This is a genomic window from Ferrimonas futtsuensis DSM 18154, from assembly GCF_000422645.1.
Classification (GTDB): domain Bacteria; phylum Pseudomonadota; class Gammaproteobacteria; order Enterobacterales; family Shewanellaceae; genus Ferrimonas; species Ferrimonas futtsuensis.
In genome coordinates this window covers 117,196-129,622 of the sequence record NZ_AUGL01000014.1, presented here as the reverse complement: position 1 = coordinate 129,622, position 12,427 = coordinate 117,196, and the positions used below count along the sequence as shown (strand labels likewise).

Genomic DNA, 12,427 nt, shown 5'->3' with positions numbered 1-12,427 from the left:
TTGTCGGATCAGCTGAAAAACCGCATTGTCGGCACCCTGGTATTAACCGCTCTGGCGGTCATTTTCCTGCCGAACCTCCTGGACGGCGAAAAGCGCCGACTGGAGGAGAATTTCGCGACTATCCCACTGGGACCGGTGGCGCTGCCCCAGGGGGTGCCGGAGCAGGCGTTCGAGGAGATCGCCCTGCAGCCTGACGCTGGCACGTCTGAAGCGGCACCTGAGCCTGCGGCGTCCGCGCCCAAGGCCGGGAACACCAGGAACGCTGATTCTGCCCAGATTGCGTCGGTGAAGAGCGAGCCCAACACACCAGTTAACAGCAGCACGTTGAAAACGGGCTGGACCTTACAGGTGGGCAGCTTCAGAAATGCCAAGAATGTCACCAAGTTGGTCAATGAGCTTCGCGACAAGGGGTTTCGCGCCTACAGCGTTCCGTCGCGCCCAATAGAGGGGAAGATCAACCGGGTGTTCGTCGGGCCGGATGTCTCTAAATCCAAGCTGGAGAAGGAGCAGTTGCGCCTGGCCAAGGCCACGGAGCTCAAAGGGGCCCTGGTGCCCTATAAGGCCACAGATATATAGTCATAATCGAAGTATAAGCCCGCATCATGCGGGCTTTTTAGTGGAATCCTTATGGGGGCGATTTTTGGTGAGAAACCCCGCACCCTCTGTTAGAATTGCCGCGCAAGAAACACTAGGAGGCGATGCTCGCTGTGATGGTATGGATAGACTACGCCATTTTGGGCGTGGTGGGCCTGTCGGTCCTGATTAGTCTGGTTCGTGGTTTCGCCAGAGAGGCGATGTCACTGGTGGTGTGGTTGCTTGCCTTCCTGATTTCAAGCCGCTTCTATGAAGATCTGGCGGTCTACCTGACCCAGATCGATGATCCCATGCTGCGCAACGGCGCGGCCATTGCCGTGCTGTTTGTGGCGACCCTGATTCTCGGTGGCCTGCTGAACTACCTGGTGGGACAGATGGTGGATCGCACCGGCCTCACCGGAACCGATCGTCTACTCGGCGTCGTATTTGGCGCCGCCCGCGGTGCCCTGGTGGTGGCCGCAGCCTTGTTTTTCCTCGACAGTTTTACTCCGGCGGCCTCCTCGGACTGGTGGCGGGATTCGCTGCTTATCCCCGAGTTCAAGGTCGTCATCCAATGGTTCTTCCAATATTTGGAGCAAAGCTCCAGTTTTTTACCAAAAATATAAAAACAGAATGACCCTACAAACTATGAACTTCTTACCAACTAAGGACCAAACATAATGTGTGGTATCGTCGGAATCGTTGCTCATTCCTCCGTTAACCAAACCATTTATGATGCGTTGACTGTGTTGCAGCACCGGGGGCAGGACGCCGCCGGTATTGTGACAGTGGATGGCGAAGCCTTCCGCCTGCGCAAAGCAAATGGCCTGGTGAAGGATGTGTTCCAAAGCAAGCACATGTTGCGGTTACAGGGGAATGTGGGAATAGGCCACGTACGCTATCCCACCGCCGGCTCTTCCAGCTCCTCGGAAGCCCAACCCTTCTACGTCAACTCCCCCTTCGGAATCACCCTCGCCCACAACGGCAATCTCACCAACGCCCATCAGCTCAGCGAGCAGATGGCTCAGATGCGCCGCCACATCAACACCAATTCAGACTCTGAGCTGTTGTTGAACGTATTGGCCCATGAGATCCAGCAGAAGCCAGGTTATGTGCTGACCCCGGAGCAGGTGTTTGAGGCAGTCACCAAGCTGCATGCCACGGTACGAGGTGCCTACGCCTGTGTGGCCCTGATTGTCGGCCAGGGGCTGGTGGCGTTCCGTGATCCCAATGGCATTCGTCCCCTGGTGTTGGGTAAGCGCAGCTCAGACAAAGGTCACGAGTACATGGTGGCCTCGGAGAGTGTGGCCCTGGATGCGGTGGGCTTTGAGTACATCCGTGATGTGGCTCCGGGCGAAGCGGTGTATGTGGATTGTGAAGGCCAGCTGTTTACCAAACAGTGCGCCGAAGCCCCACAGCTGAATCCCTGCATCTTCGAGTTTGTCTACTTTGCCCGTCCCGATTCCACCATCGATGGCATCTCCGTCTATGCCAGCCGGGTGAACATGGGCCGTAAACTGGGCGCCAAGATTGCCAGGGAGTGGGAAGAGCACGACATCGATGTGGTGATCCCGATTCCGGAAACTTCCTGCGACATCGCCCTGCAGATTGCCAACGAACTGGATCTTCCCTACCGTCAGGGTTTCGTGAAGAACCGCTACGTGGGCCGGACCTTCATCATGCCGGGCCAGGAGGAGCGTAAGAAATCGGTGCGCCGCAAGCTCAACGCCATCGGTCAGGAGTTCAAGGGCAAGAACGTTTTGTTGGTGGATGACTCTGTGGTCCGGGGTACTACCTCTGAGCAGATCATCGAGATGGCCCGTGAATCCGGTGCCCGCAAGGTGTACTTTGCCTCGGCGGCTCCGGAGATCCGCTTCCCCAACGTCTACGGCATCGACATGCCCAGCTCTCAGGAGCTGATCGCTCATGGCCGGGACGTGGAGGAGGTGTGCAAGATCATTGGCGCCGACGGCCTGATCTACCAGGATCTGCCGGATCTGGTGGCTGCCGTGAGCGAAGAGAACCCGACGGTGAGCCGGTTTGATACCTCGGTGTTTAACGGTCAGTATGTGACTCAGGATGTGGATCAGGCCTACCTGGACCAGCTGAACGCAGATCGCAGCGATGACGCCAAAGCCAAGCGCGATTCCGAGCAGAGCAGCAACCTGGAGATTCACAACGTCTGCCACCCTTAGGGCGATGGCGGCATCTTTGTGACAGAAAAAACGCGCCAGTCGGCGCGTTTTTTTTTCCTACTTAGGTCTGGCCTAGCTCACGTAGGAGGGGCCAAAGCCCACGTTCCACAGGATCACCGAAGAGGCGAGAATCGCCACCAGCAACACCAGGCCACAGGTTACCAGCGAACTGGCATAGATGAACCCGCGCTCTTCGGGAATGTTCATGATGATCGGCACCCCGGAATAGAGCAGGTAGACCGAATAGGCGATTCCAGCCAGACCCACCACCATCACAAACCACAGCTCGGGGTAGAGGGTGGCAAAGCCCACCATAAACAGCGGCGTAGCTGTGTAGGCTGAGAGCTCGATCGCCTGGGTGAAGCTGGGCTTGGCGCCGAAGGTCTTGGCCATCCAGTGAGCCAGGTAAGCCAACAGGAACACGCCGGCGATCAACGCACCATACATGGCGATGGCCATCTTGGCGGCACTGGCCTGAGTCAGCTTGATGGGATCCCCGGCGCCGATGCTCCAGCCGATGTAACTGCTGGCAAAGAAGCCGCATATGGCCGGGATCAGTGCGATGACAAGGATGTGGGCCAGGCTGGCGCCCACCCCTTCGTGGGTTTGCTCGATGCTTTGCCATTCCTGGCGTGGATGGGCATAAAGTCCCCATAAATGATTGAGTATCATAGTTATTATCCCCTGCTTGAACCTCAAACAATGATGGTCGTCGAAACATCAGACGATACAACTACTTCCTGATTAGTTATTAGGGATTGCCAAGCGCGAGTCAAGGAGAAGTTTGAATAAGATCACGCTTTTATCCGGCCCAGGGCCGAGCCGGATGAGAGAAGGTTGTAAATAATCTTCGTAATTACAGCTGGTTAAGATTTTGGCAGGGCCTGGCTGGAGAGTTTACACTCCTCCGGCGTCACCAGAAGCACACTGTCTTGTTGGTACCAGTCTCCGACCACCACACGTTGGCGGTTGCCGGGCAGGGGGTGGATGGCGGGTCTGTGGGTGTGACCATGGATCATCCGCTGGGTCCGGGTTTGATCGAGCAGGTGGCCAACGGCGGAGGGGGTGACATCCATGATGGTCATATCCTTGCCGGCATTGACCGCTTTGCTGCGTGCGCGGGCACGGCGAGCCAGGGCGCGGCGCATGCGCAGAGGCAGGGAGAGCATCAGCAGGCGAAACCAGGGGCGATTCCTGAGGCGGCGAAATTTCTGATACTCCAGGTCGGCGGTGCAGAGGCTGTCTCCGTGAAGAATCACCGTCGGAGTGCCGTAGAGTGTCAGGGTCTCCACTTCGGGCAGCAGAGTGATGCCGGCGCGCTTGGCAAAGTCTGGCCCCACCAGGAAGTCGCGGTTGCCGTGGATGTAAAAGATGGGAGCCTGGGCACTGGCCTGATGAAGCAGGGCGGCGATTTCGCGGTTAAAGGGGGTCAGGTCGTCATCCCCTATCCAGGCTTCAAACAGGTCGCCGAGGATGTAGAGGGCGTCGGCACCGGGGAGCTCGTTATTCAGAAAGCGAGCGAAGGCCCTGGTGATGTCGGGACGCTCCGCACTCAGATGCAGATCGCCGATAAACAGGGTGCGAGGGCCGCCGACGGCGACCCTCTGAAGGTTATCAGTCTTCAAGCTTGGCGCTCTCGATAACCACAGATTCCAGGGGAACGTCCTGATGCATGCCGTGGTTGCCGGTTTTCACTGCCTTGATCTTCTCAACCACATCCATGCCTTCAACCACCTGGCCGAATACGCAGTAGCCCCAACCCTGCATGGACTCGCTTTTGAAGTCCAGGAAGGTGTTGTCATTCACGTTGATGAAGAACTGGGCGGTGGCGGAGTGTGGATCCGGGGTGCGGGCCATGGCGATGGTGCCCACTTTATTGGAGATACCGTTGTTGGCTTCGTTCTCTACGCCAGCCCCGGCGGTCTTCTGCTGCATGTCAGGAGTGAAACCACCACCTTGAACCATGAAGCCGTCGATGACGCGGTGGAAAATGGTGTTGTCGTAGAAACCCTGCTTGACGTAGTTCAGGAAGTTCTCAACGGTTTTAGGAGCCTTGTCGGCAAAAAGTTCCAGCTTGATATCGCCGAAATTGGTGGTCAGTGTCACCATAATAGGGACCTCATTATGAATGGTTTACAAATTTTACCTTAAGCAAAAGGTATGAGAAAAGGGGCAGTTCGCTGATGGCCAAAAAGCCCGTTTTCAGCAGGAGAAGTCGTGATAAACTATCGCCTTTGATTTTCGCTTAACGTCAAACAGTATAACGAGCGGTGCAATGCTAAAGATTTTTAATACGCTGACCAGACAGAAAGAGACCTTTACTCCAATCGTCCCCAACAAGGTGGGCATGTATGTGTGTGGGGTCACCATCTATGACTACTGTCACATCGGTCACGGTCGCACCTACGTCGCGTTCGATATCGCCGTTCGTTACCTGCGCTCCCTGGGCATGGAGGTGAACTACGTCCGTAATATCACCGACGTAGATGACAAGATCATCCGCCGTGCCGCCGAAAACGGCGAAAGCTGCGATGCCCTGGTGGACCGATTCACCCAGGCGATGTACCAAGATTTCGATGCCCTGGGTCTGCTGCGCCCGGACATCACCCCAACGGTGACTGGCCATATGGCTGAAATCATCGACATCATTCAGCGCCTGGTGGACAAAGGCCATGCCTATGTCTCGGACAATGGCGATGTCTGGTTTGAGGTGAACACCTTCGGTGAGTACGGCAAGCTGTCCAAGCAGGACCTGGAGCAGTTGCAGGCTGGCGCCCGGGTGGACGTGGAGGAGGCCAAGCGTAACCCCATGGACTTTGCCCTGTGGAAGAGCGCCAAGCCCGGTGAGCCCTCCTGGGATTCTCCATGGGGCAAAGGCCGCCCTGGTTGGCACATCGAGTGCTCTGCCATGAACGAGAAGCACCTGGGCAAGGTGTTCGACATCCATGGCGGTGGGTCTGACCTGATGTTCCCTCACCACGAGAATGAGGTGGCTCAGAGCTGCTGTGCCAACGACAACAACTACGTGAACTACTGGATGCACTCCGGCATGGTGCAGGTGAACAAGGAGAAGATGTCCAAGTCTCTGGGTAACTTCTTCACTATCCGTGACGTGCTGAAGGTGTATCAGGGTGAGTCGGTGCGTTACTTCCTGCTCTCCAGCCACTATCGCAGCCAGCTGAACTACTCCGAAGAGAATCTGGATCAGGCTCATGCTGCCATGGAAAGGCTCTATACCGCCCTGCGTGGTGCCCCGGAGGGCGGACAGGTACTGGAGAGTTATCAGGCAAGCTTCCGCGAGGCGATGAACGACGACCTCAACACCCCGGAAGCGGTATCCGTGCTGTTTGATCTGGCGCGGGAGCTGAACATCGCCAAGGAGAACAATCCTGAGCTGGCCGCAGACCTGGCGGCGACCCTGAAGGGGATTGGCGAAGTGCTGGGTATTTTGCAGCAGCAGCCAGAGCAGTTCCTGCAAGGGGGCGGTGATGAGGATGAGGTGGCGACCATCGAAGCCCTGATCAAGCAGCGTAACGATGCTCGTGCCGCCAAGGACTGGGGCAAGGCCGACGAGGCCCGGGATGCCCTGACCGCCATGGGCATTGTGCTGGAAGATGGTGCCGGCGGTACCACCTGGCGACGTAAGTAATCGTTAGGGCCTGTTCCGGCCAGATAAAAAAGCCCGCAATTGCGGGCTTTTTTGTTGGGGGCCTTATCTCAAGGCTGCCTAGCTGTGGTACTGCTCGCAGGCAAACAGGGTGTTCTGCAGCAGGCAGGCGATGGTCATGGGACCCACGCCACCGGGAACCGGCGTGATGTGTCCAGCGCGCTCTTTGGCCGCATCGAACTCCACGTCTCCGACCAGGCGGCCATCCTCCAGGCGGTTGATGCCGACATCGATGACGATGGCGCCAGGCTTGATCCATTCGCCAGGAATGAAGTCGGGCTTGCCTACGGCCACCACCAGCAGGTCAGCTTGCTCCACATGGTGGCGCAGGTCCTTGGTGAATCTATGGCAGGTGGTGGTGGTGCAACCGCCGAGCAGCAGCTCCAGGGTCATGGGGCGACCGACGATGTTGGAGGCGCCAACCACCACGGCGTGCAGCCCCTGAGTGCGGATACCGGTGGATTCGATCAGGTGGGTGATCCCCAGAGGCGTGCAGGGGCGCAGCACCGGGATGCGCTGAGCCAGGCGGCCGACGTTGTAGGGGTGAAACCCATCCACATCTTTATCGGGGCGAATGCGCTCGATGACGGTGGCACTGTCGATGTGCTCAGGCAGGGGCAGTTGCACCAGAATGCCGTCGATACTGGGGTCCTCATTGAGGAGGTCGATCTGAGCCAGCAGATCAGACTGAGCGGTATCGGCGGGCAGGTCGAAACTTCGGGAGACAAAGCCAACCTGTTCGCAGGCTTTGCGCTTGTTGCCGACATAAACCTGGGAGGCGGGGTCGCTGCCGACCAGGATAACGGCCAGTCCGGGGGCGCGCAGGCCCTGTTGGGTTCGGGATTGAACTTGTGAGGCGATGTTCTGACGAACGGACGCGGCAATGGCTTTGCCGTCTATTAGTGTTGCTGTCATCTCTACAGACTTCCTATGTAGCTGAATAGGTTGACGCCGCAGCGCATTTTGCCAGCTAAAGTGCGCTGTGTCATGAAATTAGTGTGGTTGGAGTACAGGGATTGTCCAATTAGAAATGGATGCATAAAAAAGTGTTTGACCTTGGAAGCCACCACCGCTAATATTCGCCCCCGTTGTCGAGGGGTAACCCGTAACAACAAACAGTCGGTGATTAGCGCAGCCTGCTAGCGCATCCCCGGTTTTGGGTAAGAGAGGGAGCAGCTGGTTCCAAACAACTCGGACTCAAAAGAAGAAACAAATTGTCGGTGATTAGCGCAGCCTGGTAGCGCATCTGGTTTGGGACCAGAGGGTCAGAGGTTCGAATCCTCTATCACCGACCACTTTTAGAGTTGTTGACTAGTTTGCCGATAACTCGAAAAATGCACCGGATTGGTCATTTTCTTGCGCCCGTAGCTCAGTTGGATAGAGCAGCTGCCTTCTAAGCAGCTGGTCGCAGGTTCGAATCCTGCCGGGTGCGCCATAACAGTGGTGGCTGTAGCTCAGTTGGTAGAGTCCCGGATTGTGATTCCGGTTGTCGTCGGTTCAAGCCCGATCAGCCACCCCATCATTTAGATTAAGCCCCTGATTTTCAGGGGCTTTTTCGTATCTGCAATCTGGTCAAACTCTGCCTGGCCCCGCAATCGGATTCATTTCGGGGGGAGCCAGGGTGAAGACTGAGTCCCTGATATGTATAGATTGAATTTAGGTTTCGGTTGCTGAGGATTCAATCTCCATCGGCCACTCCACCGTGTATTCAGAAAAAAGCCCTGTGATAACAGAGCGTTTTTCGTTCTTTGACAGTGCCTGCCCTACGGGCTATTTCGTTTGCTCTGTGGCTTTACGGTCCTGCCAGACCTGAAGGTCGGGGTTGCTGGAGTAGATCCCTTTCTCTTCGTAGCGGTTTTCCTCCGCCATCCAGCCGGCCCGATACAGTTGGGGCAGGTCACCGCCGTGCTGTTCCACATAGGCCTTGGCTGCCTCCAGTGCCTCTGCGTAGGGAATGTCCACGGTGACGTCGGACAGGCTGCCGTGTCCTTTGATGGTCATTACCTCGTCGATGACCGCGACTTCGATCATCTGATTGCCGATGTGACAGTATTGGGCTCGCATGGGCGTCCTCCAGTACACTGGACAGTTCTTATACTAAGTGTGGTTGCTGGTGCCAGGGAGTGCCACAGCGCCTGGCCCTGCTATTGATCTGCCTCAGAAATTGCCGGGAAAAGTGCGTTAAACAGTGCGCTGGCGAAAATCTTCCCCAGCCATTGACAATGCCGTCTCGACTCCGCATAGACCTATGGCTATAATGGCGCGTCCTACTATTGGCTTAGGCAGGATGTGACAGGCGCCGACGGGCAACCTCGGCCGATTTTGGAGCCATGACACGCATCGGGCTTCGAGGTCTAAAGTCGTTGATTCACACCTGAATTGCGCGGTTTGGAAACAGGGCCGCGCCACGATTTTTCGCCGGTCGGGATAAACGACCGGCCACAAAGAACACGAGTACTTGAGGTAACCTAATGCAAGTTTCTTTTGAAACCCTGGAAGGCCTGGAGCGCCGCCTGACCATTACCGTTGAGAGCGCCGAATTCGAGCCTAAAGTAACTGAGAAGATGAAGGCCGAAGCCAAGCGCGTACGTCTGGACGGTTTCCGTCCCGGTAAAGTGCCTGTGTCTGTATTCAAGAAGCGCTACGGCGCTGCCATCCGTCAGGAGACCCTGGGTGAGCTGATGCAGCAGAAGTTCTTCGAAGCCATCGTTGAGCAGAAGCTGAACCCTGCCGGCGCCCCTCGCTTCGAGGTTGTTGCTGACAACGAGGGTGAAGATCTGCAGTTCAACGCCCTGTTCGAAGTCTACCCTGAGGTAGAGCTGGCTGGCCTGACCGACATCGAAATCGAGAAGCCTGTTTGCGACGTGACTGATGCCGACGTAGACAACATGATCGAGACTCTGCGCAAGCAGCATGCTACTTTCGATGCCGTTGAGCGCGAAGCGGCCAACGACGACAAGGTTAAGCTGGACTTTGAAGGTTCCATCGACGGCGAAGCCTTCGACGGCGGCAAGTCTGAAGGTTTCGAGCTGGTTCTGGGCTCCGGCCGCATGATCCCCGGCTTCGAAGATGGCCTGATGGGCAAGAAAGCGGGTGACGAGTTCACCATCGACGTGACCTTCCCTGAGGAGTACCACGCCGAGAACCTGAAAGGCAAAGCCGCTCAGTTCGCCATCAAGCTGCACTCCGTTGAAGCCCAGGTTCTGCCTGAGCTGAACGACGAGTTCGTGACCAAGTTCGGCATCACCGAAGGTGGTATGGATGCTCTGAAAGCCGAGATCCGCAAGAACATGGAGCGCGAGCTGAGCCAGGCCCTGAAAGCCAAGGTGAAAGAGCAAGCTCTGGACGGTCTGCTGAAGGCCAACGAGATTGACGTGCCTAAGCCTCTGGTTGAGGGCGAGATCAATGTTCTGCGTCAGCAGGCGATGCAGCGCTTCGGCGGCATGCAGGGCAACAACATGCCTGAGCTGCCTGCTGAGCTGTTCACCGAGCAAGCCGAGCGCCGCGTTCGCATCGGTCTGCTGCTGGGTGAAGTGATCAAGCAGAAAGAGCTGAAAGTGGAAGAGGAGCGTGTTTCCGCTCTGATCGAATCCATGGCTTCCGCTTACGAAGATCCCAAGGAAGTTGTTGAGTACTACAACAACAACCAGGAAATGATGCAGAACATGCGCAATGTCGCCCTGGAAGAGCAAGCTGTAGAAGCTCTGATGGCCGATGCTAAAGTTTCTGAGAAGGAAGTGGACTTCCAAGAGTTCATGAATCAACAGCAGCCTGCTGCCTAAGTTGATTTGACTTGGCCCCTGTGGCCGATCATATTATGGCTCGTATGGGGTTGTTCTCATGCGAGCCATTTTGTTAGGAAACGGATTGAATATGCAGCATTTGCTCGAATCTCCTCTCAACGCTTTGGTCCCTATGGTGGTTGAGCAGACCGCCAAGGGTGAACGTTCATACGACATCTATTCGCGCCTGCTGAAGGAGCGGGTGATCTTCCTTACCGGTCCGGTAGAAGATCACATGGCCAACCTGGTGGTGGCGCAACTGCTGTTCCTGGAGTCCGAAAACCCGGACAAGGACATCTATCTGTACATCAACTCCCCCGGTGGGTCAGTGACTGCAGGCATGTCCATCTATGACACCATGCAGTTCATCAAGCCCGACGTCAGCACAGTGTGCATGGGTCAGGCCGCGTCCATGGGCGCCTTCCTGCTGGCCGGTGGGGCCAAGGGTAAGCGCCATGTGCTGCCCAACTCCCGGGTGATGATCCACCAGCCTCTGGGCGGCTTCCAGGGCCAAGCGTCCGATATCGCCATCCATGCCCAGGAGATCATCGGCATCAAACAAAAACTGAACAGCCTGTTGGCTGAGCACACCGGTCAGCCTCTCGAGATCATCGAGCGGGATACCGACCGGGATAACTTCATGAGTGCCAAGGAAGCCGTCGAGTACGGACTGGTCGATTCCGTACTGACCAAGCGCGGCGCAGAGTAAAGCAAAGCAGCCGGAGGTGACGTACACTAAGGTGGACTTTCCCTTCGGCGGGCACAGCGATGAGGTAGCTGAATGAGTGATATCTCCAAGGGCGATGGCGAAAACAGCAAGCTGCTGTACTGCTCCTTCTGCGGAAAGAGCCAGCACGAAGTACGCAAGCTGATTGCCGGCCCTTCCGTTTATATCTGTGATGAGTGTGTGGATCTCTGTAACGACATCATTCGTGAAGAGGTCAAGGAGCTGGTGCCCAAGCGGGACAGCGATCGCCTGCCCACGCCTCACGAGATCCGCTCTCACCTGGATGACTATGTAATTGGTCAGGGCCAGGCGAAGAAGGTGCTGGCGGTGGCGGTGTACAACCACTACAAGCGCCTGCGCCACGGCGGCGACAACGCCGAAGTGGAACTGGGCAAGAGCAACATTCTGCTGATCGGTCCCACCGGTTCGGGTAAGACCCTGCTGGCCGAGACCCTGGCCCGTTTCCTGGATGTGCCCTTCACCATGGCCGATGCCACCACCCTGACCGAAGCGGGTTACGTGGGTGAGGATGTGGAGAACATCATCCAGAAGCTGCTGCAGAAGTGCGATTATGATGTAGAGAAGGCGCAGCGCGGCATTGTCTACATCGATGAGATCGACAAGATCTCCCGTAAGTCTGACAACCCCTCCATTACCCGGGATGTGTCCGGTGAGGGTGTGCAGCAGGCGCTGCTGAAGCTGATCGAAGGCACTGTTGCTGCGGTTCCGCCACAGGGTGGCCGTAAGCATCCCCAGCAGGAGTTCCTGCAGGTGGACACCTCCAAGATCCTGTTTATCTGTGGCGGAGCATTCGCCGGCCTGGACAAGGTGATTGAGCAGCGTGCCCTGACCGGCACCGGCATCGGCTTTGGTGCCGAGGTCCGTGGAAAGAATGACAATCAGTCACTGACCGAAACCTTTCAACAGGTGGAGCCTGAGGATCTGGTGAAGTATGGTCTGATCCCCGAGTTCATTGGCCGACTGCCGGTGGTGGCGACTCTGGGTGAGCTGGATGAGTCTGCACTGATTGAGATTCTGCAGGAGCCAAAGAACTCGCTGACCAAGCAGTATGGTGCCCTGTTCGCTTTGGAAGATGTGGATCTGGAGTTCCGTGACGACGCTTTGCGTGCCATTGCCAAGAAAGCGATGGCGCGGAAGACCGGTGCCCGTGGCCTGCGCTCTATTGTTGAAGGCGTGCTGCTGGATACCATGTACGATCTGCCCTCTGCGGACAACGTCAGCAAGGTGGTGATCGACGAGTCTGTGATCAAGGGGGAGTCCGATCCCATCCTGATCTACGATGGCTCAGATGCCCAGGCGGCTTCATCAGAGTGATTTCGCTAGTGTGTTGAAAAAAGGAGCCTATTTGGGCTCCTTTTTTATTGGTTCGAATTCAAATAAACAATTGAAACTGTCAGAAATGCCCCCATATACTGAATTACGGATGGCCTGCGTTTGGAGCAGGCCGGTAGCTGAAATGGAA

12 protein-coding genes and 3 tRNA genes are annotated in these 12,427 nt (G+C 56.6%); 10 read left to right on the top strand and 5 right to left on the bottom strand.

Going from position 1 to position 12,427, the window contains the following annotated elements; translation table 11 throughout:
* The 3 genes from G505_RS0110560 (at position 1) to purF (ending at position 2,768) form a co-directional block, all read left to right on the top strand.
* Positions 1-576 carry an SPOR domain-containing protein gene (locus tag G505_RS0110560; protein WP_028109522.1) on the top strand — a complete coding sequence of 192 codons (576 nt, stop codon included), beginning with the start codon at positions 1-3 and terminating at the stop codon, positions 574-576.
* 134 nt (positions 577-710) lie between these two features.
* Entirely contained in the window at positions 711-1,199 is a 489-nt protein-coding gene (locus tag G505_RS0110555; RefSeq protein ID WP_028109521.1) for a CvpA family protein, read from the top strand.
* A gap of 54 nt (positions 1,200-1,253) precedes the next feature.
* The gene (gene purF / locus G505_RS0110550; protein WP_028109520.1) at positions 1,254-2,768 is read left to right on the top strand and encodes an amidophosphoribosyltransferase; all 1,515 of its coding nucleotides are present in this window, start codon (positions 1,254-1,256) and stop codon (positions 2,766-2,768) included.
* 72 nt (positions 2,769-2,840) lie between these two features.
* On the opposite strand, the gene G505_RS0110545 is transcribed toward purF, so the two are convergent.
* The 3 genes from G505_RS0110545 to G505_RS0110535 all read right to left on the bottom strand — a co-directional run bounded on the left by G505_RS0110545 (position 2,841) and on the right by G505_RS0110535 (position 4,877).
* Positions 2,841-3,440: a Yip1 family protein gene (locus G505_RS0110545; protein WP_028109519.1), complete on the bottom strand. Its 600-nt coding sequence runs from the start codon at positions 3,438-3,440 to the stop codon at positions 2,841-2,843.
* Between the two features lie 194 nt (positions 3,441-3,634).
* On the bottom strand, positions 3,635-4,393 hold the full coding sequence (locus G505_RS0110540) for a UDP-2,3-diacylglucosamine diphosphatase (protein ID WP_051216069.1): 759 nt from the start codon (positions 4,391-4,393) through the stop codon (positions 3,635-3,637).
* Positions 4,383-4,877: a peptidylprolyl isomerase gene (locus G505_RS0110535; RefSeq protein WP_028109517.1), complete on the bottom strand. Its 495-nt coding sequence runs from the start codon at positions 4,875-4,877 to the stop codon at positions 4,383-4,385. Before G505_RS0110535 ends, G505_RS0110540 begins: the two co-directional genes overlap by 11 nt.
* 166 nt (positions 4,878-5,043) lie before the next feature.
* Here G505_RS0110535 and cysS point away from each other — a divergent pair, with 166 nt between their 5' ends.
* Positions 5,044-6,417, top strand: a complete 1,374-nt coding sequence (cysS, locus tag G505_RS0110530; RefSeq protein WP_028109516.1) for a cysteine--tRNA ligase — start codon at positions 5,044-5,046, stop codon at positions 6,415-6,417.
* A gap of 78 nt (positions 6,418-6,495) precedes the next feature.
* On the opposite strand, the gene folD is transcribed toward cysS, so the two are convergent.
* Positions 6,496-7,350, bottom strand: coding sequence for a bifunctional methylenetetrahydrofolate dehydrogenase/methenyltetrahydrofolate cyclohydrolase FolD (gene folD / locus G505_RS0110525; RefSeq protein WP_028109515.1), 855 nt, complete (start codon positions 7,348-7,350; stop codon positions 6,496-6,498).
* Positions 7,351-7,653: 303 nt separating this feature from the next.
* On the opposite strand from folD, the gene G505_RS0110520 reads away from it, so the two are divergent.
* The 3 genes from G505_RS0110520 to G505_RS0110510 all read left to right on the top strand — a co-directional run bounded on the left by G505_RS0110520 (position 7,654) and on the right by G505_RS0110510 (position 7,954).
* Positions 7,654-7,730: transfer RNA gene (locus G505_RS0110520), tRNA-Pro, on the top strand.
* Positions 7,731-7,793: 63 nt separating this feature from the next.
* Positions 7,794-7,870: transfer RNA gene (locus G505_RS0110515), tRNA-Arg, on the top strand.
* A gap of 8 nt (positions 7,871-7,878) precedes the next feature.
* A tRNA-His gene (locus tag G505_RS0110510) sits at positions 7,879-7,954 on the top strand.
* Positions 7,955-8,205: 251 nt separating this feature from the next.
* On the opposite strand, the gene G505_RS0110505 is transcribed toward G505_RS0110510, so the two are convergent.
* The gene (locus G505_RS0110505; RefSeq protein WP_028109514.1) at positions 8,206-8,499 is read right to left on the bottom strand and encodes a hypothetical protein; all 294 of its coding nucleotides are present in this window, start codon (positions 8,497-8,499) and stop codon (positions 8,206-8,208) included.
* Positions 8,500-8,906: 407 nt separating this feature from the next.
* On the opposite strand from G505_RS0110505, the gene tig reads away from it, so the two are divergent.
* The 3 genes from tig (at position 8,907) to clpX (ending at position 12,279) form a co-directional block, all read left to right on the top strand.
* A complete protein-coding gene (gene tig / locus G505_RS0110500; RefSeq protein WP_028109513.1) occupies positions 8,907-10,217 on the top strand; it encodes a trigger factor in 1,311 nt (436 codons plus the stop codon).
* Between the two features lie 91 nt (positions 10,218-10,308).
* The gene (clpP, locus tag G505_RS0110495; RefSeq protein ID WP_028109512.1) at positions 10,309-10,926 is read left to right on the top strand and encodes an ATP-dependent Clp endopeptidase proteolytic subunit ClpP; all 618 of its coding nucleotides are present in this window, start codon (positions 10,309-10,311) and stop codon (positions 10,924-10,926) included.
* A gap of 72 nt (positions 10,927-10,998) precedes the next feature.
* Positions 10,999-12,279 carry an ATP-dependent protease ATP-binding subunit ClpX gene (gene clpX, locus G505_RS0110490; RefSeq protein ID WP_028109511.1) on the top strand — a complete coding sequence of 427 codons (1,281 nt, stop codon included), beginning with the start codon at positions 10,999-11,001 and terminating at the stop codon, positions 12,277-12,279.
* Positions 12,280-12,427: the final 148 nt, after the last annotated feature.

Coding starts and splice junctions, on each gene's coding strand:
- G505_RS0110555 (WP_028109521.1), top strand. CDS start 711: ATGGTATGGATAGACTACGCCATTTTGGGCGTGGTGGGCCTGTCGGTC.
- purF (WP_028109520.1), top strand. CDS start 1,254: ATGTGTGGTATCGTCGGAATCGTTGCTCATTCCTCCGTTAACCAAACC.
- G505_RS0110545 (WP_028109519.1), bottom strand. CDS start 3,440: ATGATACTCAATCATTTATGGGGACTTTATGCCCATCCACGCCAGGAA.
- G505_RS0110535 (WP_028109517.1), bottom strand. CDS start 4,877: ATGGTGACACTGACCACCAATTTCGGCGATATCAAGCTGGAACTTTTT.
- cysS (WP_028109516.1), top strand. CDS start 5,044: ATGCTAAAGATTTTTAATACGCTGACCAGACAGAAAGAGACCTTTACT.
- folD (WP_028109515.1), bottom strand. CDS start 7,350: ATGACAGCAACACTAATAGACGGCAAAGCCATTGCCGCGTCCGTTCGT.
- G505_RS0110505 (WP_028109514.1), bottom strand. CDS start 8,499: ATGCGAGCCCAATACTGTCACATCGGCAATCAGATGATCGAAGTCGCG.
- tig (WP_028109513.1), top strand. CDS start 8,907: ATGCAAGTTTCTTTTGAAACCCTGGAAGGCCTGGAGCGCCGCCTGACC.
- clpP (WP_028109512.1), top strand. CDS start 10,309: ATGCAGCATTTGCTCGAATCTCCTCTCAACGCTTTGGTCCCTATGGTG.
- clpX (WP_028109511.1), top strand. CDS start 10,999: ATGAGTGATATCTCCAAGGGCGATGGCGAAAACAGCAAGCTGCTGTAC.